The sequence below is a fragment of the Curtobacterium sp. MCBD17_019 genome, assembly GCF_003234555.1.
Taxonomy (GTDB): Bacteria; Actinomycetota; Actinomycetes; order Actinomycetales; family Microbacteriaceae; genus Curtobacterium.
This window is the reverse complement of record NZ_QKTT01000019.1, coordinates 1-22,005: the sequence shown is the minus strand read 5'-3', so window position 1 is coordinate 22,005 and position 22,005 is coordinate 1. Positions and strand designations below refer to the sequence as shown.

Annotated in this window: 21 protein-coding genes; 17 read left to right on the top strand and 4 right to left on the bottom strand. The window is 71.4% G+C overall.

From position 1 onward, the window contains the following. Positions 1-218: 218 nt before the first annotated feature. The 7 genes from DEI82_RS14500 (at position 219) to DEI82_RS14470 (ending at position 9,666) form a co-directional block, all read left to right on the top strand. On the top strand, positions 219-2,180 hold the full coding sequence (locus tag DEI82_RS14500) for a glycoside hydrolase family 127 protein (protein ID WP_111037398.1): 1,962 nt from the start codon (positions 219-221) through the stop codon (positions 2,178-2,180). A gap of 3 nt (positions 2,181-2,183) precedes the next feature. Next, positions 2,184-3,491 (top strand): sugar ABC transporter substrate-binding protein, encoded by a 1,308-nt coding sequence (locus tag DEI82_RS14495; RefSeq protein ID WP_111011487.1) that lies wholly within the window; start codon positions 2,184-2,186, stop codon positions 3,489-3,491. 101 nt (positions 3,492-3,592) lie between these two features. Continuing rightward, a complete protein-coding gene (locus DEI82_RS14490; RefSeq protein ID WP_111037397.1) occupies positions 3,593-4,534 on the top strand; it encodes a carbohydrate ABC transporter permease in 942 nt (313 codons plus the stop codon). 12 nt (positions 4,535-4,546) lie between these two features. Continuing rightward, positions 4,547-5,500 (top strand): carbohydrate ABC transporter permease, encoded by a 954-nt coding sequence (locus tag DEI82_RS14485; RefSeq protein ID WP_111011489.1) that lies wholly within the window; start codon positions 4,547-4,549, stop codon positions 5,498-5,500. 135 nt (positions 5,501-5,635) lie between these two features. Further along, entirely contained in the window at positions 5,636-7,852 is a 2,217-nt protein-coding gene (locus tag DEI82_RS14480) for an NADP-dependent isocitrate dehydrogenase (RefSeq protein WP_111037396.1), read from the top strand. A gap of 34 nt (positions 7,853-7,886) precedes the next feature. Further along, a complete protein-coding gene (locus DEI82_RS14475; protein ID WP_111037395.1) occupies positions 7,887-8,519 on the top strand; it encodes a UdgX family uracil-DNA binding protein in 633 nt (210 codons plus the stop codon). 28 nt (positions 8,520-8,547) lie between these two features. Beyond that, positions 8,548-9,666 (top strand): FAD-binding oxidoreductase, encoded by a 1,119-nt coding sequence (locus tag DEI82_RS14470; protein ID WP_111037394.1) that lies wholly within the window; start codon positions 8,548-8,550, stop codon positions 9,664-9,666. A gap of 115 nt (positions 9,667-9,781) precedes the next feature. On the opposite strand, the gene DEI82_RS14465 is transcribed toward DEI82_RS14470, so the two are convergent. Then, complete coding sequence (locus tag DEI82_RS14465; protein WP_111014208.1) at positions 9,782-10,213, bottom strand: hypothetical protein; 432 nt, start codon at positions 10,211-10,213, stop codon at positions 9,782-9,784. A gap of 142 nt (positions 10,214-10,355) precedes the next feature. On the opposite strand from DEI82_RS14465, the gene DEI82_RS14460 reads away from it, so the two are divergent. From DEI82_RS14460 to DEI82_RS14440, 5 genes are all read left to right on the top strand, one after another. Beyond that, the gene (locus tag DEI82_RS14460) at positions 10,356-11,225 is read left to right on the top strand and encodes an aminoglycoside phosphotransferase family protein (protein WP_111037393.1); all 870 of its coding nucleotides are present in this window, start codon (positions 10,356-10,358) and stop codon (positions 11,223-11,225) included. Between the two features lie 145 nt (positions 11,226-11,370). Further along, positions 11,371-11,994, top strand: coding sequence for a hypothetical protein (locus DEI82_RS14455; protein WP_111027749.1), 624 nt, complete (start codon positions 11,371-11,373; stop codon positions 11,992-11,994). Between the two features lie 92 nt (positions 11,995-12,086). Beyond that, positions 12,087-12,782, top strand: a complete 696-nt coding sequence (locus tag DEI82_RS14450) for an ABC transporter ATP-binding protein (protein ID WP_111011496.1) — start codon at positions 12,087-12,089, stop codon at positions 12,780-12,782. Further along, positions 12,779-14,056 carry an ABC transporter permease gene (locus DEI82_RS14445; RefSeq protein WP_111037392.1) on the top strand — a complete coding sequence of 426 codons (1,278 nt, stop codon included), beginning with the start codon at positions 12,779-12,781 and terminating at the stop codon, positions 14,054-14,056. The genes DEI82_RS14450 and DEI82_RS14445 overlap by 4 nt, the downstream gene beginning before the upstream one ends. A gap of 132 nt (positions 14,057-14,188) precedes the next feature. Beyond that, on the top strand, positions 14,189-14,743 hold the full coding sequence (locus DEI82_RS14440; protein WP_146242934.1) for a hypothetical protein: 555 nt from the start codon (positions 14,189-14,191) through the stop codon (positions 14,741-14,743). 68 nt (positions 14,744-14,811) lie between these two features. Here DEI82_RS14440 and DEI82_RS14435 read toward each other — a convergent pair whose 3' ends face one another. Beyond that, complete coding sequence (locus DEI82_RS14435) at positions 14,812-15,054, bottom strand: DUF6458 family protein (protein WP_111011499.1); 243 nt, start codon at positions 15,052-15,054, stop codon at positions 14,812-14,814. 210 nt (positions 15,055-15,264) lie between these two features. On the opposite strand from DEI82_RS14435, the gene DEI82_RS14430 reads away from it, so the two are divergent. The 4 genes from DEI82_RS14430 to DEI82_RS14415 are packed head-to-tail and all read left to right on the top strand — an operon-like array spanning position 15,265 to position 18,764. Then, on the top strand, positions 15,265-16,740 hold the full coding sequence (locus DEI82_RS14430) for an NAD(P)/FAD-dependent oxidoreductase (RefSeq protein WP_258368776.1): 1,476 nt from the start codon (positions 15,265-15,267) through the stop codon (positions 16,738-16,740). Positions 16,741-16,753: 13 nt separating this feature from the next. Continuing rightward, positions 16,754-17,218 (top strand): SRPBCC family protein, encoded by a 465-nt coding sequence (locus DEI82_RS14425; RefSeq protein ID WP_111011501.1) that lies wholly within the window; start codon positions 16,754-16,756, stop codon positions 17,216-17,218. A 53-nt stretch (positions 17,219-17,271) separates the two neighbouring features. Further along, on the top strand, positions 17,272-18,057 hold the full coding sequence (locus DEI82_RS14420; protein ID WP_111037391.1) for a helix-turn-helix transcriptional regulator: 786 nt from the start codon (positions 17,272-17,274) through the stop codon (positions 18,055-18,057). Beyond that, a complete protein-coding gene (locus DEI82_RS14415; RefSeq protein WP_111037390.1) occupies positions 18,054-18,764 on the top strand; it encodes a GAF and ANTAR domain-containing protein in 711 nt (236 codons plus the stop codon). Before DEI82_RS14420 ends, DEI82_RS14415 begins: the two co-directional genes overlap by 4 nt. A gap of 90 nt (positions 18,765-18,854) precedes the next feature. Here DEI82_RS14415 and DEI82_RS14410 read toward each other — a convergent pair whose 3' ends face one another. Both DEI82_RS14410 and DEI82_RS14405 read right to left on the bottom strand, forming a co-directional pair. Continuing rightward, positions 18,855-19,673, bottom strand: a complete 819-nt coding sequence (locus DEI82_RS14410; protein ID WP_111037389.1) for a shikimate 5-dehydrogenase — start codon at positions 19,671-19,673, stop codon at positions 18,855-18,857. 42 nt (positions 19,674-19,715) lie between these two features. After that, on the bottom strand, positions 19,716-20,207 hold the full coding sequence (locus DEI82_RS14405) for a GNAT family N-acetyltransferase (RefSeq protein ID WP_181435236.1): 492 nt from the start codon (positions 20,205-20,207) through the stop codon (positions 19,716-19,718). A 159-nt stretch (positions 20,208-20,366) separates the two neighbouring features. Here DEI82_RS14405 and DEI82_RS14400 point away from each other — a divergent pair, with 159 nt between their 5' ends. After that, positions 20,367-21,917: an ABC transporter substrate-binding protein gene (locus DEI82_RS14400; RefSeq protein WP_111027743.1), complete on the top strand. Its 1,551-nt coding sequence runs from the start codon at positions 20,367-20,369 to the stop codon at positions 21,915-21,917. Positions 21,918-22,005: the final 88 nt, after the last annotated feature.

Sequence of the window (22,005 nt, the reverse complement as noted above, 5' to 3'; positions counted from 1 at the left end):
CGGTCGGAGCGCTCGGCCCCGACCGGATCCTCGTCATCATAGAACCCCGACGGAAACAGGCTTGCGCAGCGCGGCACAACGGTCCTACTGTGACCGCAGAAACCGTTTTCTGGTTTTGCCGAGGCACGATCGCCGCGGTGACACCGGGAAGTTGCCCGGGGCAGCGTCGCCCTCCACGTCGGCGTCGCCTGTCCCTCCACATCGGGGAGTCACGCACCATGACCGCAACCGCACCGTCCGCCGTCGGCACCGCCGGCCAGCCGCGGACCGCCGAACCCGTCCGCCCCTCCGGGGACGCCCGGGTCGCGCTCCGCCCCCTCGCGCCCGACGCGGCGCGGATCACCGGGGGCTTCTGGGCCCTCCGCCAGGACCGCAACGGACGCGACGCGATCCGCTCCGGGTACGAGCAGCTCGAGACCGCCGGGAACTTCCGCAACCTCCGCATCGCCGCTGGCGTCGAGGAGGGCGAGGCCGTCGGACCGATCTTCATGGACTCCGACGTCTACAAGTGGCTCGAGGCCGTCGCCTGGGAGTACGGCCGGCAGCCCGCCGACGACCTCCTCGAGCTCCAGCGGCAGGTGACCGACCTGGTCGCCCGCGCACAGGCGGAGGACGGCTACATCGACTCGGTCCAGCAGGTCCGGTACCACGACCAGGGTCGCTACCACGACCTCCCGTGGAGCCACGAGATGTACTGCGCGGGCCACCTGTTCCAAGCCGCCGTGGCGCAGTCGCGGGCGACCGGTGACACCGCCCTGCTCGACGTCGCGATCAAGCTCGCCGACCACCTCGTCCGCACGTTCGGCGAGGACAAGCGCCACGACGTCGACGGCCACCCGGTCGTCGAGATGGGCCTCGTCGAGCTCTACCGCGAGACGGGCCGCCGCGAGTACCTCGACCTGGCCCACTACTTCGTCGACGCCCGCGGCCACGGCCTCATCGAGCGCTACGGCAAGGAGCCGACGTACTTCTCGGACCGGGTGCCGGTGCGCGAGGCCGAGACGGTCGAGGGCCACGCGGTCCGCGCCGTGTACCTGGCGTCGGGTGCCGTCGACGTCGCGATCGAGACCGGTGACACCGAGCTCATCGAGGCGAGCGAGCGGCAGTTCGCCTCGATGATGGCGACGAAGGCGTACATCACGGGCGGCCTCGGGTCCCGCTGGGACATGGAGGCGTTCGGCGACCCGTACGAGCTCCCCACCGACCGCGGGTACTCCGAGACCTGCGCGGCCATCGGCGGTGTCCAGTGGGCGTGGCGGCTGCTGCTCGCGACCGGCAAGCCCGTGTACGCGGACGCCATCGAGCGCCTCCTGTACAACGCGTTCATCGCCGGGGTCTCGCTCGCCGGGACCGAGTACTTCTACGTCAACCCGCTCCAGCTCCGCGACCGGGCACACCAGGACGAGAACCGGTCCCCGGCGCACGGCCGCCGCGGCTGGTTCGACTGCGCGTGCTGCCCGCCGAACATCATGCGGACGTTCGCGAGCCTGGACGGCTACGTCGCCACCCAGAGCGGTGAGGGCCTCCAGCTGCACCAGTACGCCACGGGCGACTACGCGGGGGAGCGCGGTGCCGTCCACGTCGAGACCACCTCCCCGTGGGACGGCACGGTGACCGTCACGGTGACCGAGAGCACGGGCGAGTGGTCCCTCGATCTGCGCGTGCCGGACTGGTCCGACGCGACGACGGTCACGGTCGGCGGCGAAGCGGTCGAGGGCGTGCAGGCCGGTCAGCCGGTCCGCGTCACCCGGGAGTTCGCGGTCGGCGACGAGGTCACGGTCACGTTCGACATGTCCGTGCACCTCTACGAGGCCGACGCCCGCATCGACGCGAGCCGCGGGCAGGTCGCGATCGAGCGCGGTCCGCTCGTGTTCGCGGTCGAGCAGGCCGACCAGGACGGGTTCCGCGTGGACGACGTGCTCGTCGACGTGGATGCCGCGATCGACGCCGAGTACCGCGCCGACCTCCTCGACGGCATCACCGTCCTGCACCTGCAGGGGCAGGCCCCGGCCGAGCACGCCGAAGCCGCGTGGCCGTACCGGCGGATCGGTGGAGGCGCGACCGCCGTGGCGGAGCCGGCCCCGGCCCTCCAAGCCGTCACCATCACCGCGATCCCGTACTACGCCTGGGCCAACCGCGGCGTCGACGCGATGCGCGTCTGGCTCCCCCAGGCCCGGTGACCCATGGACCGCAGGACGTTCCTGGCGGGGTCGGTGCTCGGCGGCGCGGCGTTCGCGCTCGCCGGGTGCTCCGGATCACTCCCCGCGATCAGCTCCTCGGACGCCGGCTTCGGCGGCAAGGCGACCGGCACCGTGCAGGTGTGGTGCCGTGCCGCCACCCAGGCCGGGCTCACGGCCACGGTCGCCGACTTCAACCGTGACCACCCGGACCTCCACGTCGACCTGACGCCCGTCCCCGACGCGCAGTACGTCACGAAGCTCGCCACCGCCATCCGTGGTGGCGAGCCGCCGGACGTGGTCGACGTGGACGACATCAACTCGATGCTGTTCATCTTCCGCGACGCGTTCGCCGACCTCACCTCGGCGGTCAAGGGGCTCGACTACTTCGACCAGCTGTCGACCGGGCACCTGCACCTGCTCGAGCGTGGCGGCAGGTACTACGGCCTGCCGTACCTGGCAGACAACTCGATGCTGTACCTCAACACCGAGCTGTTCGACCGGGCCGGCCTCGACCCGACCGAGAGCACGAAGGACTTCGACGGGCTCCTCGACGCGGCGAAGAAGATCCGGGCACTCGGTGACGACGTCTACGGGTGGTCGATCGCCGGGAACTCCCCGGGCATCCTCGGCTTCGTCGTCCAGCCGCACATCTGGGCGACGGGCACCGACATGATGCTCGGCGCGGTCGGCAAGCAGCACGGCCACATCACCGGGAACGACGGGCTCGAACAGACGCTCGAGTTCTACCGTCAGCTGTGGAAGGACGGCCTCATGTCCCGCAACGCGTTCTCGGACGCGGGCACGACCTGGGGTGCGGACTTCCGCGCGGGGACCGTGGGCATCATGCCGACGAACTACGGCAGCACCTGGAACGCCTCGACGAAGAGCATGCAGAAGAAGATGGCGACCGCGCTCATCCCCGGGCCGACCGGTGGCCGCGCGTTCTTCGACGGCGGTGACAACATGTGCATCCCGAACGGTGCGTCGAACCCGAACGGCGGGTGGGCGTTCATGCAGTACGCCAACTCGCTCAAGCCGCAGCAGAACCTGCCCACCGGCGGGTACTTCCCCACCCGGGGGGACGCGGCGACCGCCGAGTACCGGCGGAAGTTCCCGCTCGCCTCGCGCCCGCTCGACAACCTCGACAAGGGCTACGCGCCGCAGACCCTGGCGTACAACCTGCTCGTGAACCAGCCCTCGGCACCGTTCTTCACGATGTTCCGCACCGCGGTGTTCGGCGCCGGGGTGCAGCAGGCACTGCGGGCCGCGGCGCCCGAGTACGACCGGATCCTCGACCAGGCCCAGGCCTGACCCCGCACGCAGACACCATCCGTGACCGCCGAGCGGTCGACCCAGGACCGTACAGCGGTCGTCCGACCGCGCCGCGGTCACCAGCACAGAGAGGTGCAACGATGTCGTCACTGACAGGGACCCGACGGGTCCCGGTGTCGCAGCGGACGGAGCGACGGAGTCCCCGTCCCCGGAACTCGCTCACCCATCCACCGGCCGCCGGGCTCGCGCTCGTCACGCCCGCGATGCTGTTCGTCGGCGTGTTCGTGCTCGTCCCGCTCGTCTTCGCGGTCTACATCTCGTTGACGAACTGGCCGCTCATCGGCGCCTACCGGTTCATCGGGCTCGAGAACTACGCCAACCTGTTCCAGGACCCGGCGTTCGTCCACGCGATCGGCTACACGCTGCTGTACACCGCGATCGTGACGGTGCCGATCCTGGCGCTCGGGTACTTCCTCGCGGTGCTCATCCGGGCGCGGCGCAAGGGGTCCACCGTGCTCCGGACGATCTTCTTCCTGCCGTACGTCGTGGGCCTGACCACCCTGAGCTTCATGCTCGTCCTCGAGGCGCAGCCGAACTCGGGCGCCGTCAACCTGGTCCTCAAGGCGCTCCACGTCACCGACGGGACGACCGCCTGGCTCGTCAACGCGCCGCTCGCCACGTTGCTCATCTGCGTGCTCGTCGTCTGGGCCGTGTCCGGGCTGACGATGGTGCTCATCATGTCGGCCATGCAGGGCATCCCCGACGAGGTCTACGAGTCGGCCGCCCTCGAGGGGGCGTCCTGGTGGCAGCAGGAGCGGCTCATCACCATGCCGATGATCCGGTCCACGCTCGCGCTCAGCGTCATCATCTCGGTGATCGGCTCGCTGCTCGCGTTCAACCAGTTCTTCATCCTGACCCAGGGCGGGCCGGGCACCGCGACGACCACGATCGTCAACTACATCTACGACCGCGGGTTCGTGAACCTCCAGCTCGGCGCGGCGACCGCGGAGTCCATCGCGCTCGTCGTCGTGACGGGTGCGGTGACCGCATTCCAGTTCTGGGCGCTCCGCGAGCGCGACTGAGGAGACGACGACATGAGCACGACGAGCACCAGCCGAGCCGCGGGCCTCGCCCTCGCACCCGAGATCGCCCCGGACGTCGTCCCCGGACGCCGCGGCGGTCGACACCACCAGGGGAGCGTCGCCCACCCCCGCGACACCCGGGTGAAGCGCACGCTGTACGTCATCGCCGGGGTCGGGTCCGCCCTGGTCTTCGGGGTCCCCCTGCTGTGGGCGATCCTCCGGGCGTTCCAACCGGAGACGGTGATCACGGCCCCGCCGACGTGGTCGACCTTCTTCCACCTCGAGATGGCGAACTTCCGGACGATCCTCGGCCCGGGGTCGCACCTGCTCCAGGGCCTCGTGAACTCGCTCGTCGTCGCGATCTCGGCGTCGGTCCTGACGGCCGTGATCGCGACCCTCGCCGGCTACGGCTTCGCGCGGTTCCGGTTCCCCGGCGCCAAGTGGGTGTTCGGCCTCATCCTGCTGACGATGATGGTGCCGTTCCAGGCGATCCTCACCCCGCTGTACCTCGAGCTCAACGCCATGAAGCTCACGAACTCGCTGTTCGGGCTCGTGCTCTTCTACGTCACGGTGAACCTGCCGTTCGGCGTGTTCGTGATGCGCAACGCGTTCGAGGCGATCCCCACCGAGCTCGAGGACTCGGCGTTCGTCGACGGCGCCTCCCGGACCCGGCTCATCCTGTCGGTGCTCCGGCCGCTCCTCATGCCCGGCGCGGCGACCGCGGCGCTGTACACGTTCCTCGTCTCGTGGACCGAGTTCCTCGGTGCACTGACGTTCCTGACCAAGGACTCGCTGTACACGCTGCCGGTCGCGCTGCTCAACCTGCAGACCGGGGCGTACGGACAGGTCGACTACGGCTCGCTCGCCGCGGGTGCCGTCGTCGCGATGATCCCCTGCATCGCCCTGTACATCGGGCTGCAGCGGTTCTACGTCGCCGGCCTGTCGTCGGGCGCGATCAAGGGGTGACGCCCCGGCCGGGAGGCACCGCTCGGGTCGCCGACGTCGGTGACCGGTGGCGTGCCTCCCGGCCGCCGGACCGGGGGTACCTTGATGTCGAGACACCGCGACAGGGCGGGCACGAACGAGGGAGTCGACGCCGGCATGGCCCAGATCATCTACACGCTGACCGACGAGTCCCCGCGGATGGCGACGGCGTCGCTGCTGCCCGTCGTCCAGGCGTTCGCCGGGGTCGCGGGCATCGACGTCACGACCCGCGACATCTCCCTCGCCGGACGCATCCTCGCCCAGTTCCCGGAGCGTCTCACCGCCGAGCAGCGGGTGCCCGACGCGCTCGCCGAGCTCGGGGCCCTGGCCGACCGCCCCGAGGCGAACATCGTCAAGCTGCCGAACATCTCGGCGTCCGTCCCACAGCTCAAGGCCGCGATCCGCGAGCTCCGCGAGCAGGGCCACGACCTGCCGGAGTACCCGGACGCACCGACGACCGACGAGGAGCGCGACGTCCGCGCCCGGTACGACAAGGTCAAGGGCAGTGCCGTGAACCCCGTGCTGCGCCAGGGGAACTCCGACCGCCGGGCACCCGCGTCCGTCAAGCAGTACGCCCGCAACCACCCGCACAGCATGGGTGCCTGGAGCCCCGAGTCCGCCACTGAGGTCGCGACGATGTCCAGCGGGGACTTCCGGTCGAACGAGCAGAGCGTCGTCGTGCCCGCGGCCGACAGCCTCCGCATCGTGTTCACCGCGGACGACGGCTCCGAGCAGGTCCTGCGGGACGCCGTGCGCGTCACCCCGGGCGAGGTCGTCGACGCCACGGTCATGCACGTCGCGGACCTCCGGGCGTTCCTCGCCGACCAGGTGGACCGAGCGCAGGAGGCAGGGGTCCTGTTCTCCGTGCACCTCAAGGCGACCATGATGAAGGTCTCGGACCCCATCGTCTTCGGCGAGGTCGTCCGGGTGTTCTTCGCCGACGTGTTCGACCGGTACGACGACGCGCTCGCGGCCGCGGGCCTCCGCGCCGACGACGGCCTGGCGGCGCTGTTCGCCGGGCTCGAGCAGCTGCCGGACGGCGCGGAGATCCGCGCCGCGTTCGACGCCGCGCTCGCCGCGGGGCCGGCGCTCGCCATGGTCGACAGCGCGAAGGGCATCACGAACCTGCACGTGCCGAGCGACGTCATCGTCGACGCCTCGATGCCCGCGATGATCCGTGCGTCGGGCCACATGTGGGGTCCGGACGGCGAGCCCCACGACACCCTCGCGGTGATCCCCGACTCGAGCTACGCGGGTGTCTACGCGGCGACCATCGAGGACTGCAAGACGAACGGCGCGCTCGACCCCGCGATCATGGGGTCGGTGCCGAACGTCGGGCTCATGGCGATGGCGGCCGAGGAGTACGGGTCCCACGACAAGACGTTCCGGATCCCGGCCGACGGTGTCGTGCGGGTCCTCGACGGCTCGGGCGCGACGCTGCTCGAACACCCGGTCGGGGCCGGGGACATCTGGCGGGCCTGCCAGACGAAGGACGCCGCGATCCGTGACTGGGTCGGTCTCGCCGTCACCCGCGCGCGAGCGACCGGCACCCCGGCGGTCTTCTGGCTCGACGACACCCGCGCGCACGACCGCGTCCTCATCGACCTCGTCCACCGGTACCTCGCCGACCACGACACCGAGGGGCTGCGGATCGAGGTGATGTCCCCGGTCGACGCCACCCGGTTCTCGCTCGAGCGCATCCGCCGCGGCGAGGACACGATCTCGGTCACCGGCAACGTGCTCCGCGACTACCTGACGGACCTGTTCCCGATCCTCGAGGTCGGCACCTCCGCCAAGATGCTGTCGGTCGTGCCCCTGCTCGCGGGTGGTGGCCTGTTCGAGACGGGTGCCGGCGGCTCCGCCCCCAAGCTCCTGCAGCAGCTCCTGACCGAGGGGTTCCTGAGCTGGGACAGCCTCGGCGAGTTCCTGGCGCTCGCGGTCGCCTTCGAGCAGTTCGCAGCCGTCGCCCAGGAGCCCCGCGCGCAGGTCCTCGCGGACACGCTCGACCGCGCCACCGGCCGGTTCCTCGAGGAGAACCGATCGCCCGGACAGGTCGTGGGTGAGCTCGACACCCGGGGCAGCCACTTCTACCTCGCGGCGTACTGGGCGGACGAGCTCGCGCGGCAGACCGACGATCCCGCCCTCGCCGAGGCGTTCACCGCCCTCGCCGCGACCCTCCGCGACCAGGAGTCCGTGATCGTGGGGGAGCTCGCCGCGGTGCAGGGCCGACCGTCGGACCTCGGCGGGTACTACCGGCCCGACCCGGACGCCGCCGCCGCGGTCATGCGCCCGTCGGCGACGTTCACCGCCGCCGTCGACGCGCTCGTCGGCTGACCGACACGGTGCGCGGCGGGTGCAGGCTCGGACCATGACCGACGTCGAACGTCCCGGCGCCCAGGAGTGGGTGCCCGAGCACCCCGACCTGACCGCGCTCCGTGCGGCCGCCCCCGTGTGCCACGGATGTGAGCTCCATCGGGAGGGCACCCAGGTGGTGTTCTCCGCAGGGAGTGCGGACGCCCGGATCATGCTGGTCGGGGAGCAGCCCGGCGACCAGGAGGACCGTGCGGGGGAACCGTTCGTCGGGCCGGCCGGGCGCTTGCTCGCGAGCGCGGTCGAGCGCGCCGGGATCGACCGGAGCACCGTGTACGTCACGAACGCGGTGAAGCACTTCCACCACGAGCAGCGGGGGAAGCGCCGGATCCACCAGAAGCCGTCGGTGGCGCACGTCGTCGCGTGTCACCCGTGGCTCGAGGCCGAACTCGCCGTGGTGCGCCCCGAGGTCGTCGTCGCACTCGGGGCGACCGCTGCGCGATCCGTGCTCGGCCGCAGCGTGACCATCGGACGCGAGCGCGGACGCCTCCAGGAACTCGACGACGGCTCGCGCCTCCTCGTGACCACCCATCCGTCGGCCCTGCTCCGCATGCCCGACGAGGACGCCCGCCACGCTGCGTTCGACGAGCTCGTCGCCGACCTCCGGACCGCTGCAGGGGCGCTGCGGTGAGCGCGCCGTCGCTCCCCGGGATGCCGTGATGCGTGCCACGTCCGTGGTCGTGGTCGGCGGCGGGGTGCTCGGCGCCTCGACGGCCGCGCACCTCGTCCGCCTCGGCGCCGCCATCACGCTCGTCACGGAGGCCGGTCCCGCGTCCGGCGCGTCCGGTCGCTCCCTGTCCTGGCTCAACTCGGCGGGAGCGCGGAGCGACGCGTACCACCGGCTGCGCACGATCGGGATCGACCGCTACCACACCGTCCAGCAGCGGCTGGACCGCCGCGACGTCGTGCGGTTCGACGGCGGCCTGACCTGGGCCGCTCCCGGAGAGTCGTACCGGGAGCGTCACGAGCACGAGCTCCGCATCGGTTACGACTCCGTGTGGATGTCGCGCGAGGACGTCGCCCGGCACGTGCCCGGAGTCGATCCGGCGGCCGTGCATCCGGAAGGCGCCGTCCTCAACCCCGGCGAGGGGTGGGTCGACCTCGCGCTCCTCGTCGACCACCTGCTCGCCGAGGTCGTGGCCGCGGGCGGAACGGTGCGCACCGGAGCCGGACGGAGCCTCCCGACCGTCCGCGACGGCCGGGTGACCGGCGTCACCACGGCGAGTGGAGAGCACCTCCCGGCCGACGCCGTCGTGCTCGCGACCGGTCCCTCCGTGCCGCGGGACCTCGCCACGCTCGGCGTCACCATGCCCGACCAGACCCCGATCGCACTCCTCGTCCGGAGCGAACCCGTCGCGACGCCGCTCCGGGTGGTGCTCAACACACCCCGGGTCGCGGTGCGCCCGGCACCCGGCGGCTCCCTCGTGTTCGACGCCGGCTGGAGTGAGCGCGAGGTCCGCGTGCTCGATGACGGCCGGTACGACGTGCGGGACTCGACCGTCGCGGGGTTGGTGGCCGAGGCGCGCGCCGTCCTGGCCGGGCATCCCGTGCTCACCGTCGCTGGCGTCGGGGTGGGCCCCAAGCCGATCCCTGCCGACGGCGACCCGGTGGCCGGTGCCGTCGACGGCATCACGGGCCTGCACGTGCTCTTCACCCACAGTGGCGCCACGCTCGGCCTCGTGCTCGGTGAGCTCACGGCCTGGGAGGTCGTGCACGACGCCACGCATCCGTTGCTCGCGGACTTCCGCCCCTCGCGGTTCGTGACCGCTGGCGGATGACGGGCGTCGGTGCCGTGGGTGTCGGCGGTGGCGCTGGCGGTGGCGGTGGCGGTGGCGGTGGCGGCGGCGGCGACGCCCGCGTGGCCGCCGGCGACGAGTTCTGCGTGGCCGCGGGTCAGCGGCGCGGGCGGGGCGTCCCCAGCAGCGCCGTGAGGAGCAGCCACACGAGCAGGCCCGCGCCCGTGAGCACCGCGCCGAGGGCCACGAGCGTCCAGTAGCCGCTGAGCACGGTCTGCGGCTGCGTGATCGCCGACGGCCACCAGTCGCTCAGACCCGCGATCTGCGCCGGGAACGGGTCGAGGCCGAACAGCGCCAGACCGGCGAGCAGCAGCAGCACGCCGACCAGGGCGACGGCACCCCGTCGGTACGTCCGGAAGCCCCGGATCGTGGCGGCGACCACCCCGAGGATCCCGACGACGGCGAGCCCGAACGCGATCTGCGGGACGGGCGTCACGGCGAGGGTGAACCATGCGACGACGGCGTACGGCACGACGAGCAGCCCGCCCGCACGCGCCCACTGCTTCGGACGGCGCCATTCCTCGTACACCCGGGGCACCGTAGCGGGCGTGCCAGGACGGTCGCTGGGACCGTGCCCGCAGGGTGCTGCCGGTGCTGCCGGTGCTGCCGGTGCTCCCGGTGCTCCCGGTGCTCCCGATGCCCGGGAACCGGAGCGCGGCTAGCATCGTCCGGTGCACGTGCCAGACGCCGAGATCGACGTCGACGAGGCACTGGTGCGACGACTCCTGCTCAACCAGCACCCCGATCTCGCCGGCCTGCCGCTGCGACCCCTCGCCGAGGGTTGGGACAACGTCGTGCTGCGGCTCGGCGACGAGCTGCTCGTCCGGGTGCCGCGGCGCGAGGCCGCCGCGCACCTCGTCGAGCACGAGCAGCGGTGGCTCCCCGGCATCGCCGCGCGCGTCCGACACGTCGTCGCCGTGCCCGAGCCCGTGCGCATCGGTCGGCCGTCCGCGGTGTTCCCCTGGTCGTGGACGGTCACCCGGTGGGTCGCCGGTCGCCCGGCTGGAGCATCGACGGACCTCCCCCGCGACGCACCGGAGACGCTCGCCGCGTTCCTCCGAGCCCTGCACGTCACCGCGCCGGAGGACGCGCCGCACAACCCAGTGCGCGGTGGCCCGCTCAGCGGACGCACGTCGGCGGTGGCGCGACGACTGCGGTCGGGACGCATCCCGCGCGCCGCCGACCTGGAGCGCTCGTGGACGCAGGTCGCCGCCGCCCCCGCCTGGCAGGGGCCGGCGCTCTGGCTCCACGGCGATCTGCACCCGTTCAACATCGTGGTCGACGACGATGCGCTCGTCGCGGTGGTGGACTTCGGTGACCTGACCGCAGGGGATCCGGCCACCGACCTCGCGACGGCATGGCTCACGTTCGGCCGGGAGGCCCGGCAGCGGTTCCGCGCTGCCCTCGCGCCCGACGACGACACGTGGACGCGCGCCCGCGGGTGGGCGATGTCGATCGCGACCGCGCTCGCCGCCTCGCCCGACGGCTCGGACCAACGGGCCGCAGGGCTCCGTGCGCTCGAGGCCGTGCTCGACCACTGACGCGGTGCCGGACCCTCGCGAGCCCGGGCCGGACCGACCCGGAGCCGTGCCGGAGCACCGCGGGAAACGGGGGTATCGCCCTCCGAGGAGAACGGGACTACCGTGACCCCACACCGTTCCGTGCCACCGATCCGGAGGGACCGTCATGACCCTCGAGTTCCGCGTCCAGCACGACGTCGACAGCGACGCCTCTCCTGTCCGGGAGACCACCACGCCCCGCCGCTCGGGACTCTTCGGTTGGGTCGATCGACACCACGAACGGCGTGCGGCCGCCCGGGGCCGTCGCGTGGCCGCCCAGCTCGCGGAACTCGCGTCGCTCGAGCACCTGTTGTCCGACGCTCGTGACGTCGTGGACCACGGCTGGATCCAGCATGCGTGGTTCGCGTACCTGGACGACCGGGGCCGCACGCGCAAGGCGTCGAGCGCCGCGGCGCTCGACGTCGCCGGTCGACCGCTCGTCGGTGCGTGCCTCGTGGGCGCGGTCGTGTACGCCGCGGGCGGGCCGCACGCCGTCCACTCGCAGCCGGTCCAACGTGCGCTCGACCTCGTCTGGCACGCGCTCGCCGTCGAGGAGGGCGCCCCCGTCATGTGGTGCCCCGCCCCCGACGTCCGGATGGGCCGCGTCCGCGACCTGACGAGCTGGAACGACGCGCCGTCACGCACTGCCACCGATGTCGCCTCCTTGCTGTTGACCGCCGAGCGGGTCGCCGTCCATGAGTCCGATCGGATCGTGGCACGGGCCGCAGCGCGCGAGGCGGTCCCGGCCTGACGCTGGGGAGGACAGCGCGCGTCCACATGCCGTTGACATCGCACCCAGCAGGTTCGCACCCGGGCCGGGCAGGGCGCCGCTAGCGTTGCGGCATGCCCACTCCCGTGCTCGAGGCCCGCGGCCTCACCCGCACCTACGGCCGCGGTGACGCCCGCTTCGACGCGCTCAAGGGGGTGTCGCTCGCGGTGGACCGGGGCGAGAGCCTCGCGATCGTCGGCAAGAGCGGCTCCGGCAAGTCGACCCTCATGCACCTGCTCGCCCTGCTCGACCGGCCGACGAGCGGTCAGGTGCTCCTCGACGGTCAGGACGCGGCGCGCCTGTCCGCGCGCCAGGTGAACCGGACGCGCAACGACACCTTCGGGTTCGTGTTCCAGCAGTTCTTCCTGACACCCCGGACGAGCGTCCTCGACAACGTCGTGCTGCCGCTGACGATCGCCGGGGTGTCGTCGCGTGATCGCCGCCGCCGCGGGATGGAGGCGCTCGACGCGCTGGGTCTCGCCGACAAGGCACGGAACGACGCCAACGACCTGTCGGGCGGGCAGAAGCAGCGGGTCGTCATCGCCCGCGCGCTGGTCAACGAACCCGCGGTGATCTTCGCGGACGAGCCCACGGGCAACCTCGACACCACGACCGGTGAGCTCGTCGAGGGCATGCTGTTCGGACTGCAGCGGGAACGGGGGATCACGCTCGTCGTCGTCACCCACGACCCCGAACTCGCCGCGCGGTGCGATCGCAGCGTGAACGTCCGCGACGGTCTGATCGTCGACACCACGGAGGCCGCCGCGTGAACCTCGTCGACCTCCTGCGCACCGCGATCGGGAACACGTTCCGGTCCAAGCTCCGCACCACCCTCACGGTGATCGCGATCTTCATCGGCGCGTTCACGATCACCCTGACCTCGGCGATCGGCACGGGGGTGTCGTCCTACATCGACACCCAGGTCGCATCGATCGGCACCACCGACTCGCTCACCGTCACCAAGGCCGCGACGACGTCGAGCTCGGACGACGGGCCGGCCAAGTACGACCCGTCCGAGTCGGGACAGACCTCGCAGCGCGGCCCGGCGTCCGTGTCGTACCTCAGCCCGACGGACATCAGCGCGATCCGGCGGACCACGGGCATCGCGTCGGTGCAGCCGGCCGTGGCGCTGTCACCGAAGTGGCTCGAGTACGGCGACCACGGCAAGTACGTCGTCAGCATCGCCGGCGACGCGGACGCGATCCACGCCGACCTCGCCGCAGGACGCCAGCTGTCGTCGACGTCGTCCGAGCGTCAGCTCCTGCTCCCGACGAACGACCTCAAGGCCCTCGGCCTGGGGAGCGCGCGCAACGCGGTCGGCACGACCGTCACGATCGGCATCGACGACTACCTCGGGCAGGAGCACCAGGTCCGGGCGACGGTCGTCGGTGTGCAGAACGAGTCGCTCTTCGGCGGTGGTGCGGGTGCGAACGCGGCGTTGACCGAGGCGCTCCGCACCGCCCAGGAGACCGCGAAGCCGACCGCGGTCTCGACGGGCTACGCCTCCGCCACGGCGACGGTGGCGTCGGGCGCCGATGTCGCCAAGGTCAAGTCCCGCCTGTTGGCGGCGGGCTACACGGGACAGACCATCGCCGACCAGCTCGGGCAGTTCGAGACGGTCATCAACGGCATCGTCGGCGTCCTCAACGCCTTCGCCGTGATCGCGCTCATCGCCGCCGGGTTCGGGATCATCAACACGCTGCTCATGAGCGTGCAGGAGCGCACCCGCGAGATCGGCCTCATGAAGGCCATGGGCATGGGTGGCGGTCGGGTGTACACGCTGTTCAGCCTCGAGGCCGTGTTCATCGGGTTCCTCGGCAGCGCGATCGGCGCGGGGGTCGCGATCCTGCTCGGCACCGGGATCTCGAACCTCCTGGCCCGCACGGTGCTCAAGGACCTCCCCGGCCTGCACCTGTTGCAGTTCGCGCCCGGCTCGGTCGCGACGATCATCATCGTCGTGATGCTCATCGCGTTCCTCGCGGGCACGTTGCCGGCCCGTCGGGCTGCTCGGCAGAATCCCATCGAGGCCCTGCGGTACGAGTGACGAGCAGCCGCGGTCGAGCGCCCTCCCGACCGCGGCTCGGTATCGTCGAGGACGGTCGCTCCGCGCGGGCGACCACGACGGGGCGGGAGGACGATGGTGGCGGTCTTCGGGAAGCGACCGAAGCACGAGGACGTGCGTGAACGGCCGGTCGACCCCGACGAGCTGCGCCGGTCCGTCGACGAGGGCATGCTCATCGCCCGGTCCGCGATCGTCATCGCCGTCGCGAACCGCATCATCCTCAGCGCACTGCAGCAACACGAGTCGTTCGACGCCCGCGTGGTCGCCGAGGCCGCGCGCGAGGAACTCCGTCGGTTCGCCGCGGAGCAGCGCGAGGACGCCGAGCGGATGCGCGAGATCCGAGCGGTCGCGCAGAACGCGCGGGGGCGGTCCCGCCACCAACACGACTACAAGCGCGGGGACGACCTGAAACTCCGCACACGCGAGGCGACCTACACCGAGCTGGCGGAGCGGCTCGAGGCGAGCAGCGAGGATCCGTCCTTCGTGGACGCCATCGTCATCGCCGCGCGGCAGCGGGCCTGGGACGACATCGGTTCGACCGTCGTCGGGCGGCTCGGATGGGCGGCGGGTCCTGCTGACGACTACGAGGTCGGGCTCGAGGACCGCCTGCAGGAGCTGGCGGCGGACATCGACGCGCTCCGGCCCGGACACCCGCCCGCGTCCGACTGACCGGGCCCGGGCCGATCCGGCGGCGCGGTTCGAGGACGTACCGCTGCCGCGCTTCCGGCGCCCCGGGGTCAGGCGCGGTAGTCGTCCCGGCGCTCGATGCGGTTGCCGTCGGCGTCGTAGCCGGTGCGGGTCGTCGAGGTCGAGCTCGATCCGCGCAGGCCGACGACCAGACTGATCACGAGCAGGATCACGCCGGCCACCATGAGGATGTAACCGATCATGCTCAGGTTGAACCAGGCGACCTGCACGTTGACGGCGAACGCGAGGATCGCGCCGATCACGAGCAGTGCGATGGCGGTGCCGATGCGCATGGGGTGCTCTGCCTTCCTCGAGGGACGCCGACGGTTCCGTCCGGCTCCCGGGACGCTACACCGATGGCTCCCGTGCCGCCCGCGACCGGCAGGGCCGGCCGACCAGACATCGAGTCGACGCGGGTCGAGTCGACGCAGTTCGACCTGTGGAGGGGGACGCCATCCACGACGTCACGTCGCTGTGGGCGCGCGACGAGCCGGACCCGTAGCGTGGGGGTCCAGACGAAGGGAGCGCTCGTGGTCGATGCGGTCGTGGTCGGTGCCGGACCGAACGGGCTGGCCGCAGCCGTGACCCTCGCGCGCGCCGGACTCGCCGTCACCGTGTACGAGCGGAACGACACGATCGGCGGGGGTGCGCGGACCAAGGAGCTCACCGAGCCGGGGTTCCTCCACGACGTCTGCTCGGCCGTGCACCCGATGGCGCTCCAGTCCGAGTTCTTCCGTCGATTCGGCATGGAGGACCGGATCGAGCTCCGCCTGCCCGAGGTCCAGTTCGGACATCCCCTCGACGCCGGTCGTGCCGGGCTCGCGTACCGGGACATCGACCGGACGGCTGACGGACTCGGGATCGACGGCCGCGCGTACCGCGACCTCATGGGTCCGCTCGCGCGTCACGCCGACGAGGTCTCCGACTTCGCGACGAACGCGCTGCTGCACGTGCCGCGCCACCCGGTGACGGTCCTGCGCTTCGGGCTGCGTGCCCTCGAGCAGGGCACCGCACTGTGGAACCGCCGGTTCCAGGACATCGTGGCACCCGCGATGATCACCGGCGTCGCCTCGCACTCGATCCAGCGGATGCCGTCGCTCGCCACGGCCGCGGCCGCGTTGTCGCTCGGTGTCTACGCGCACGCCAGGGGGTGGCCGGTACCGATCGGGGGGAGCCAGGCGATCGTGGACGCGCTGGCGGCCGACCTCGTCGCGCATGGCGGGACGATCGAGGTCGACACCGAGGTCCAGCGCATCGAGGACCTCCCCGACGCCCGCGCGGTGCTGTTCGACACGAGCGCGCAGGGCATGCGTCGGATCGCCGGGTCGCGCCTCCCGTCCTCCTACCAGCGAGCGCTGCGGCGCTTCCGGTTCGGCAACGCGGCCGCCAAGGTCGACTTCGCACTGTCCGACCCCGTGCCGTGGACGAACCCCGGCCTCCGGAAGGCGGGCACCGTCCACATCGGCGGAACCCGCGCCGAGATCGCCGCCGCCGAGCGCGCGGTGTCCCAAGGCCGCCGCCACGACCACCCGTACGTGCTCGGGTCGGAACCGACGGTGGTCGACCCGAGTCGCGCGCCCGAGGGCAAGCACGTGTTCTGGGCCTACGCGCACGTGCCGGCGGGTTCCCAGCACGACGAGACCGAGGCCATCATCCGGCAGATCGAGCGCTTCGCCCCGGGGTTCCGGGACACGATCATCGCCAGCTCCAGCCGGACGGCGGTCGAGATGGAGCAGTACAACCCGAACTACGTCGGCGGCGACATCGCCGCGGGTGCGGCCACCTTCGGGCAACTCGTCCGGCGCCCCACGCTGTCGCCCGATCCCTGGCGCACACCGGCCGACGGCGTGTACCTGTGTTCCGAGTCCGCCGCTCCCGGTCCCGGCGTCCACGGCATGGCCGGCTGGCACGCCGCACGGAGCGCCCTGCGGCACACGTTCCACCTGTCCGAGGACGTCGATCTGTCCCCTCGGCCCTGAGAAGGAGGTCCCCATGGCCCGCAACGTCCGAGTCTTCGAATGCCCGCCGGAGGCCGTGTTCGACGTGTTCCGCGACGGCTGGTTGTTCCCCGTCTGGGTGGTGGGGGCCTCCCGGATGCGTGCGCTCGACCGCAGCTGGCCGGCGGAGGGTGCCCGGATCCACCACTCGTTCGGCTCCTGGCCGTTCCTCATCGACGACACGACCTCCATGCTCGAGTGGGATCCGCCGTACCGCATGCGCATCCAGGCGCGCGGTTGGCCGCTCGGGGAGGCCCAGGTCGAGTTGACCGTCGAACCGCACCGCCGCGGGTGCAAGGTGACGATCCGCGAGAACCCGAGCAAGGGTCCCGGCACCCTCGTACCGGGCTTCGTGATGCAGCCGATGCTGTTCCTCCGGAACATCGAGACCCTGCGCCGGCTCGGTCTCGTGGCGGTCGGCCGATGGGCGCTTCGGACCGGCGCTGAGCCCGGGGCCTGAGTGCGGCGGCCAACCCGAGTGTCCGCACCGGACGCACGCAATACGGTTGCACGATGGGGTCGAACAGCGAGGATCTCGGATCGGGATCCGGTTCGGTCGTGCTGTCGCGCCCGGTCCGTGCAGCGATCCGGTTCATCCGCGAGAACGCGCGCTCGCACATCCGCCTGCAGGACATCGCCGCAGCGTCGGTCCTGACCCCGCGCGGCCTGCAGGCAGCGTTCCAGCGCGAGGTCGACGTGTCGCCGATGGAGTACCTGCGCAGCGTCCGGCTCGAGGGCGTGCACCGTGACCTCCGGAACGCCGAGCCGGGTCAGCGGTTGACCGTCGCCGAGGTCGCCCGGCGCTGGCGGTTCAGCAACGTGGGCCGCATGGCGACCGCGTACCGCTCGGTGTACGGCATCGCGCCGAGCACGACGCTCCGCTTCCTGTCCGGCGAGGACATGGACGGCCGTACCGCTCCCGTGGACGTGGCCGGTGTCGCGCGTGAGGACCGGCCCCATTTCCGTCTCGTGCTCGACTGCGAGGTCGAGATCGACGACGCCGACGTGATGCGCGCCAGCATCGACGAACAGCTCGACCAGGGCCAGCGCGCATGGCCGGGCTACCGGCCCTCGGGCGGCGTCGACGACCTGGTCGCGTTCGTGCTCGGCCGTGCGCTCCGCCGAGCGGCCTCCGACGTCGAGGGCATCACGTTACGTTCCGTGAACCCCATGGTCCGTGTTCCCGACCCGCAGGGTGACTACCCGTCGGCGGAGCTCCCCTCGTGGGCCGGCGCGGCTCCCGACGAGCACCTCGACGGCGACCACGAGGCGAGCGACCCGCTGGAGGAGACCGCATGAGTGGCGAGTTCGAGCGAACCCTCAGCGCACTCCGGTCCGGGCGTGTACGGGACGCGGACCTCAGCGTCCCGTTCGTGCGGCTGCTCCCCGTCCGAGGGTGCTCCGTCTCGTCGTTCGGGGTCCCGTTCGGCAACGAGACCATCTCGGCGTCGGACATCACGGCGTCCCGGATCGACGAGATCCAGTTCGACCTGCACGAGGGCCCCTGCTGGGAGGCGATCCGGCGTGCGCAGCCGGTCCTCGAGGACGACATCCGACACCGCGCCTCGCGGTCGTGGCCAGCGTTCACCGAAGCAGTCCGGCACGAGGCCGTCGGCGCGCTGTTCGCGTTCCCCGTCATGTTCGGACCGCTCCGACTCGGTGCGGTGGACCTGTACGCGCCGGAGCCGACCCCCCTCGAGCCGGAGCAGGTCGAGCAGGCGAGCCTGCTCTCCACCGCGGTGGGCCGGCGGATCCTCCAGCGGTCCATCGCGTCGATCGGCGTCGGCGGGGCGGTGCTCGACCGCGCTCCGTCCTCGCGGCGGATGGTCCACCAGGCGACGGGCGTGGTGCTGGCGCAGCTCGACATCACCGCGGAGGACGCCTACCTGCTCCTCCAGGGGCACGCCTTCGCGCGACGCCGACCGACGCGCGAGATCGCCGAGGACGTCCTCAGCGGGAAACTCCGCTTCGAGCGCCGCGGCGGACTCATCGAGGAGTCGGAGTGAACGCGGATCAGCGCCGGGGCGTGGCGGACTCCGCGCGGCACCGCGCGGTGGCGTCGCCCCGCGTCCGCTGGGACGGGCCTCCGCCGGCGGTCACTCCGCGCGGCTGAAGGCCGACGCGCGCGCCACCTGGTCCGCGGTCACGGCGACGCCCGTGTACCGCTCGAACTGCCGGGCGGCCTGGAGCGCGATCACCTCGGCGCCCGTGATGAGGTGCCTCCCGGCGACACGGGCGGCGGTGACGAGTGGTGTCTCCGCCGGGAAGGCCACGACGTCGACCACCGTGTGCGCGTCGGCGATGCGCTCCTCGGGGAACGCGAGCTCGCCGGCGGCGTCGCCGTGCATGCCGATCGGCGTGACGTTCACGAGGACGTCGGCGTGTCCGGCCCCGGCGCCGTCGGCGAGCCATCGGTAGCCGTACCGCTCCGCCAGTGCGGTGCCCGTGTCCCGGTTCCGTGCCACGACGGTGAGGTCGTCGAACCCCCTGCCGCGGAACGCCGCGACGACCGCCTTCGCCATCCCACCGGACCCGCGGAGCAGGACCGAGGAGCGGGGGTCCACGCCGTGGTCGGCGAGCAGGGCGGCGACCGCCTCGTAGTCGGTGTTCGACGCCGTCAGCACGCCGTCGTCGTTGACGACGGTGTTGACGGAGTCGATCGCGGCCGCGGACGGTTCGAGCGTGTCGACGAGCGGGATGATCGCCTCCTTGTACGGCATGGACACCGAGCACCCGCGGATGCCGAGCGCGCGGATGCCGCGGACCGCGCCCTCGAGATCGGTGGTCGTGAACGCCTTGTACACGAAGTCGAGGCCGAGCTCGTCGTAGAGGAAGTTGTGGAAGCGGGTCCCGATGTTGCTCGGGCGACCGGCGAGCGACATGCACACCTGCATGTCCTTGTGGAGGATCGGCATGGTCCCAGCATGCCCGGCGCGGAACGAGGGGGCGGGGACCGGTCAGGAAGCCAGGGTGCGGGCCAGGCGCAGGTACTCCGGGTGCTCCGGATCGCGCTCGGTGGGGCGGAAGCCGACGCGCGCGTAGGCCCGCAGCGCGGGTTCGTTGCCCGGGACGACGAACAGGGCGACCTCCTCCATGCCGATCGACCGGGCCGCGTCGAGGGCGAGCTCGAGCATCGGGGTCGACAGGCCCCGGCCGCGCTGCCCGGGTGCCAGGGCGATCCGTGCCAGGCGCCCCGTGGTCGGGGTGACGAGCGCGGTCTCGACGTGGCCGAGCACGGCGTCGGGGGCCTCGACGGCGGTGACGGTCCATGCCTGGCGACTCGGATCGTCGATCGAGGCGAGGAGCGCGGCCGCGGTGTACGGCCAGGGCGCACCCGTCCCGGCGAACGCGGAGGCCTGCTCCGGGGTCGTGAACCAGGTCACGACGACGGCGGCGTCGGCGGGCGTGAACGGGCGGAGCGCGAGGACGGGTTGCGGCGGTGCGGTCATCTCGGACATCGTCTTACAAACGTAACAAATCGGAAAAGAACTGCCCTTACTGTAATCATCACTACGGATCGCGCCGCCTCCGGACGGCACCGGTCCTCCCCGCACCGCTCCCGAGTCCGAAGACCGGCGTCGTCCGACGTCGGGGAAGTGAAGAGGCACATGAAGCAACGCACCCGCGTCGCGGTCGCCGCCGTCGCCGCCGCAGCGGCGGTCGTCGTCGCCGTCGGCACCGGCGGCGCCACCGCGTCCGCAGCCACCACGAAGGGCGGCACGCTGACGATCGCCCGGTCCGCCGACATCATCTCGATGGACAACACGACCACGTTCGACAACAACTCCATCCACGTGCAGCAGCAGATCATGGAGCCGCTGTTCAACGTCAGCGCGAACGGCAAGAAGCTCACCCCGTGGCTCGCCAAGAGCTACTCGATCTCGTCGGACAAGCTCGACTACACGATCCACCTCCGCAAGGGCGTCGAGTTCTCGAACGGTGACCCGGTCACGGCCAAGGACGTCAAGTTCTCGCTCGACGCGGACACCGCCACGGGCTCGAGCGGCTGGGGGTACATCAACGCCGCGATCGACAACGTCACGGCCGTCGACGACGCGACCATCGACATCCACCTCAAGCACGCATGGGCCCCGCTCATCGCCGACCTGTCGCTGTTCAGCAACGCGATCGTCCCCGACAACTACGGCGGCGAGACGAAGGCGGAGTTCTACACGCACCCGGTCGGCACCGGCCCGTACAAGTGGAGCTCGTGGAAGAAGGGCCAGTCGCTGACCCTCGTCAAGAACACGCACTACTGGCAGAAGGGCAAGCCGCACCTGAACAAGATCGTGTTCACGGTGGTCCCCGACGCGAACACCCGGAAGCTCCAGCTGCAGGGCGGTCAGATCGACATCGACGACACGCCGGACTGGTCGAGCCTGTCCTCGCTCGCGAGCGCGTCGGGCGTGACCGCCAAGACGTTCAAGTCGACGCAGATCGACTACATCGCCTTCAACGAGAAGCGCAAGCCGTTCGACGACGTGCACATCCGGCGCGCCATCGCCTACGCCATCGACCGCAAGGCCATGGTCAAGGCGATCCTGTTCGGGCACGGGTCGGTCGCGAACTCGCTGCTCTCCCCGGGGACGCCGTACTACGACAAGAACGCCCACGGCCCGACGTACAACGTGAAGAAGGCCAAGGCCGAACTCAAGCAGTCGTCGCAGCCGAGTGGCTTCACGACGACGCTGCTCATCCGCTCCGGTGACCCGAACGAGACGTCGATCGCGCAGATCATGCAGTCCGAGCTCAAGAAGATCGGCATCACCATGAAGATCAAGCAGCTCGACCCGACCGCGAACAAGCAGGCTCGGCTCGCGGGCGACTTCGACATGGCGTGGTCCGCGTGGACGATGGACATCCCGGACCCCGACGAGTGGACCTCGTTCGCGGTCGACCCCAACGGTGGCTCGAACTCGGCGTTCACGAACTACGACAACGCCGCGGTGGTCAAGCTCAACAGCCAGGCCCAGCAGTCGGTCGTGTCGAGCAAGCGCAAGGCGCTGTACGCCCAGCTGCAGCAGCAGACCGGCGACGACGCGTTCCTCGCGTACCTGTACTACTCGCCGTACGTCTACGGGATCTCGGACAAGGTGTCCGGATTCCACGTGACGCCCCTCGGGAACTTCCAGCTCGAGAACGTCAAGAAGCAGTCCTGACGGACTGACCGGCGGGAGGGCCGGGTCGTCTCGACCCGGCCCTCCCAGTCGGGGCCCACCGGCCCCCATCCACACCCGCCCCCTGCGG

What these genes read in the sequence shown, in the direction of transcription:
- DEI82_RS14500 (WP_111037398.1), top strand. Translation starts at nt 219, where the DNA reads ATGACCGCAACCGCACCGTCCGCCGTCGGCACCGCCGGCCAGCCGCGG.
- DEI82_RS14495 (WP_111011487.1), top strand. Translation starts at nt 2,184, where the DNA reads ATGGACCGCAGGACGTTCCTGGCGGGGTCGGTGCTCGGCGGCGCGGCG.
- DEI82_RS14490 (WP_111037397.1), top strand. Translation starts at nt 3,593, where the DNA reads ATGTCGTCACTGACAGGGACCCGACGGGTCCCGGTGTCGCAGCGGACG.
- DEI82_RS14485 (WP_111011489.1), top strand. Translation starts at nt 4,547, where the DNA reads ATGAGCACGACGAGCACCAGCCGAGCCGCGGGCCTCGCCCTCGCACCC.
- DEI82_RS14480 (WP_111037396.1), top strand. Translation starts at nt 5,636, where the DNA reads ATGGCCCAGATCATCTACACGCTGACCGACGAGTCCCCGCGGATGGCG.
- DEI82_RS14475 (WP_111037395.1), top strand. Translation starts at nt 7,887, where the DNA reads ATGACCGACGTCGAACGTCCCGGCGCCCAGGAGTGGGTGCCCGAGCAC.
- DEI82_RS14470 (WP_111037394.1), top strand. Translation starts at nt 8,548, where the DNA reads ATGCGTGCCACGTCCGTGGTCGTGGTCGGCGGCGGGGTGCTCGGCGCC.
- DEI82_RS14455 (WP_111027749.1), top strand. Translation starts at nt 11,371, where the DNA reads ATGACCCTCGAGTTCCGCGTCCAGCACGACGTCGACAGCGACGCCTCT.
- DEI82_RS14450 (WP_111011496.1), top strand. Translation starts at nt 12,087, where the DNA reads ATGCCCACTCCCGTGCTCGAGGCCCGCGGCCTCACCCGCACCTACGGC.
- DEI82_RS14435 (WP_111011499.1), bottom strand. Translation starts at nt 15,054, where the DNA reads ATGCGCATCGGCACCGCCATCGCACTGCTCGTGATCGGCGCGATCCTC.
- DEI82_RS14425 (WP_111011501.1), top strand. Translation starts at nt 16,754, where the DNA reads ATGGCCCGCAACGTCCGAGTCTTCGAATGCCCGCCGGAGGCCGTGTTC.
- DEI82_RS14420 (WP_111037391.1), top strand. Translation starts at nt 17,272, where the DNA reads ATGGGGTCGAACAGCGAGGATCTCGGATCGGGATCCGGTTCGGTCGTG.
- DEI82_RS14415 (WP_111037390.1), top strand. Translation starts at nt 18,054, where the DNA reads ATGAGTGGCGAGTTCGAGCGAACCCTCAGCGCACTCCGGTCCGGGCGT.
- DEI82_RS14410 (WP_111037389.1), bottom strand. Translation starts at nt 19,673, where the DNA reads ATGCCGATCCTCCACAAGGACATGCAGGTGTGCATGTCGCTCGCCGGT.
- DEI82_RS14405 (WP_181435236.1), bottom strand. Translation starts at nt 20,207, where the DNA reads ATGACCGCACCGCCGCAACCCGTCCTCGCGCTCCGCCCGTTCACGCCC.
- DEI82_RS14400 (WP_111027743.1), top strand. Translation starts at nt 20,367, where the DNA reads ATGAAGCAACGCACCCGCGTCGCGGTCGCCGCCGTCGCCGCCGCAGCG.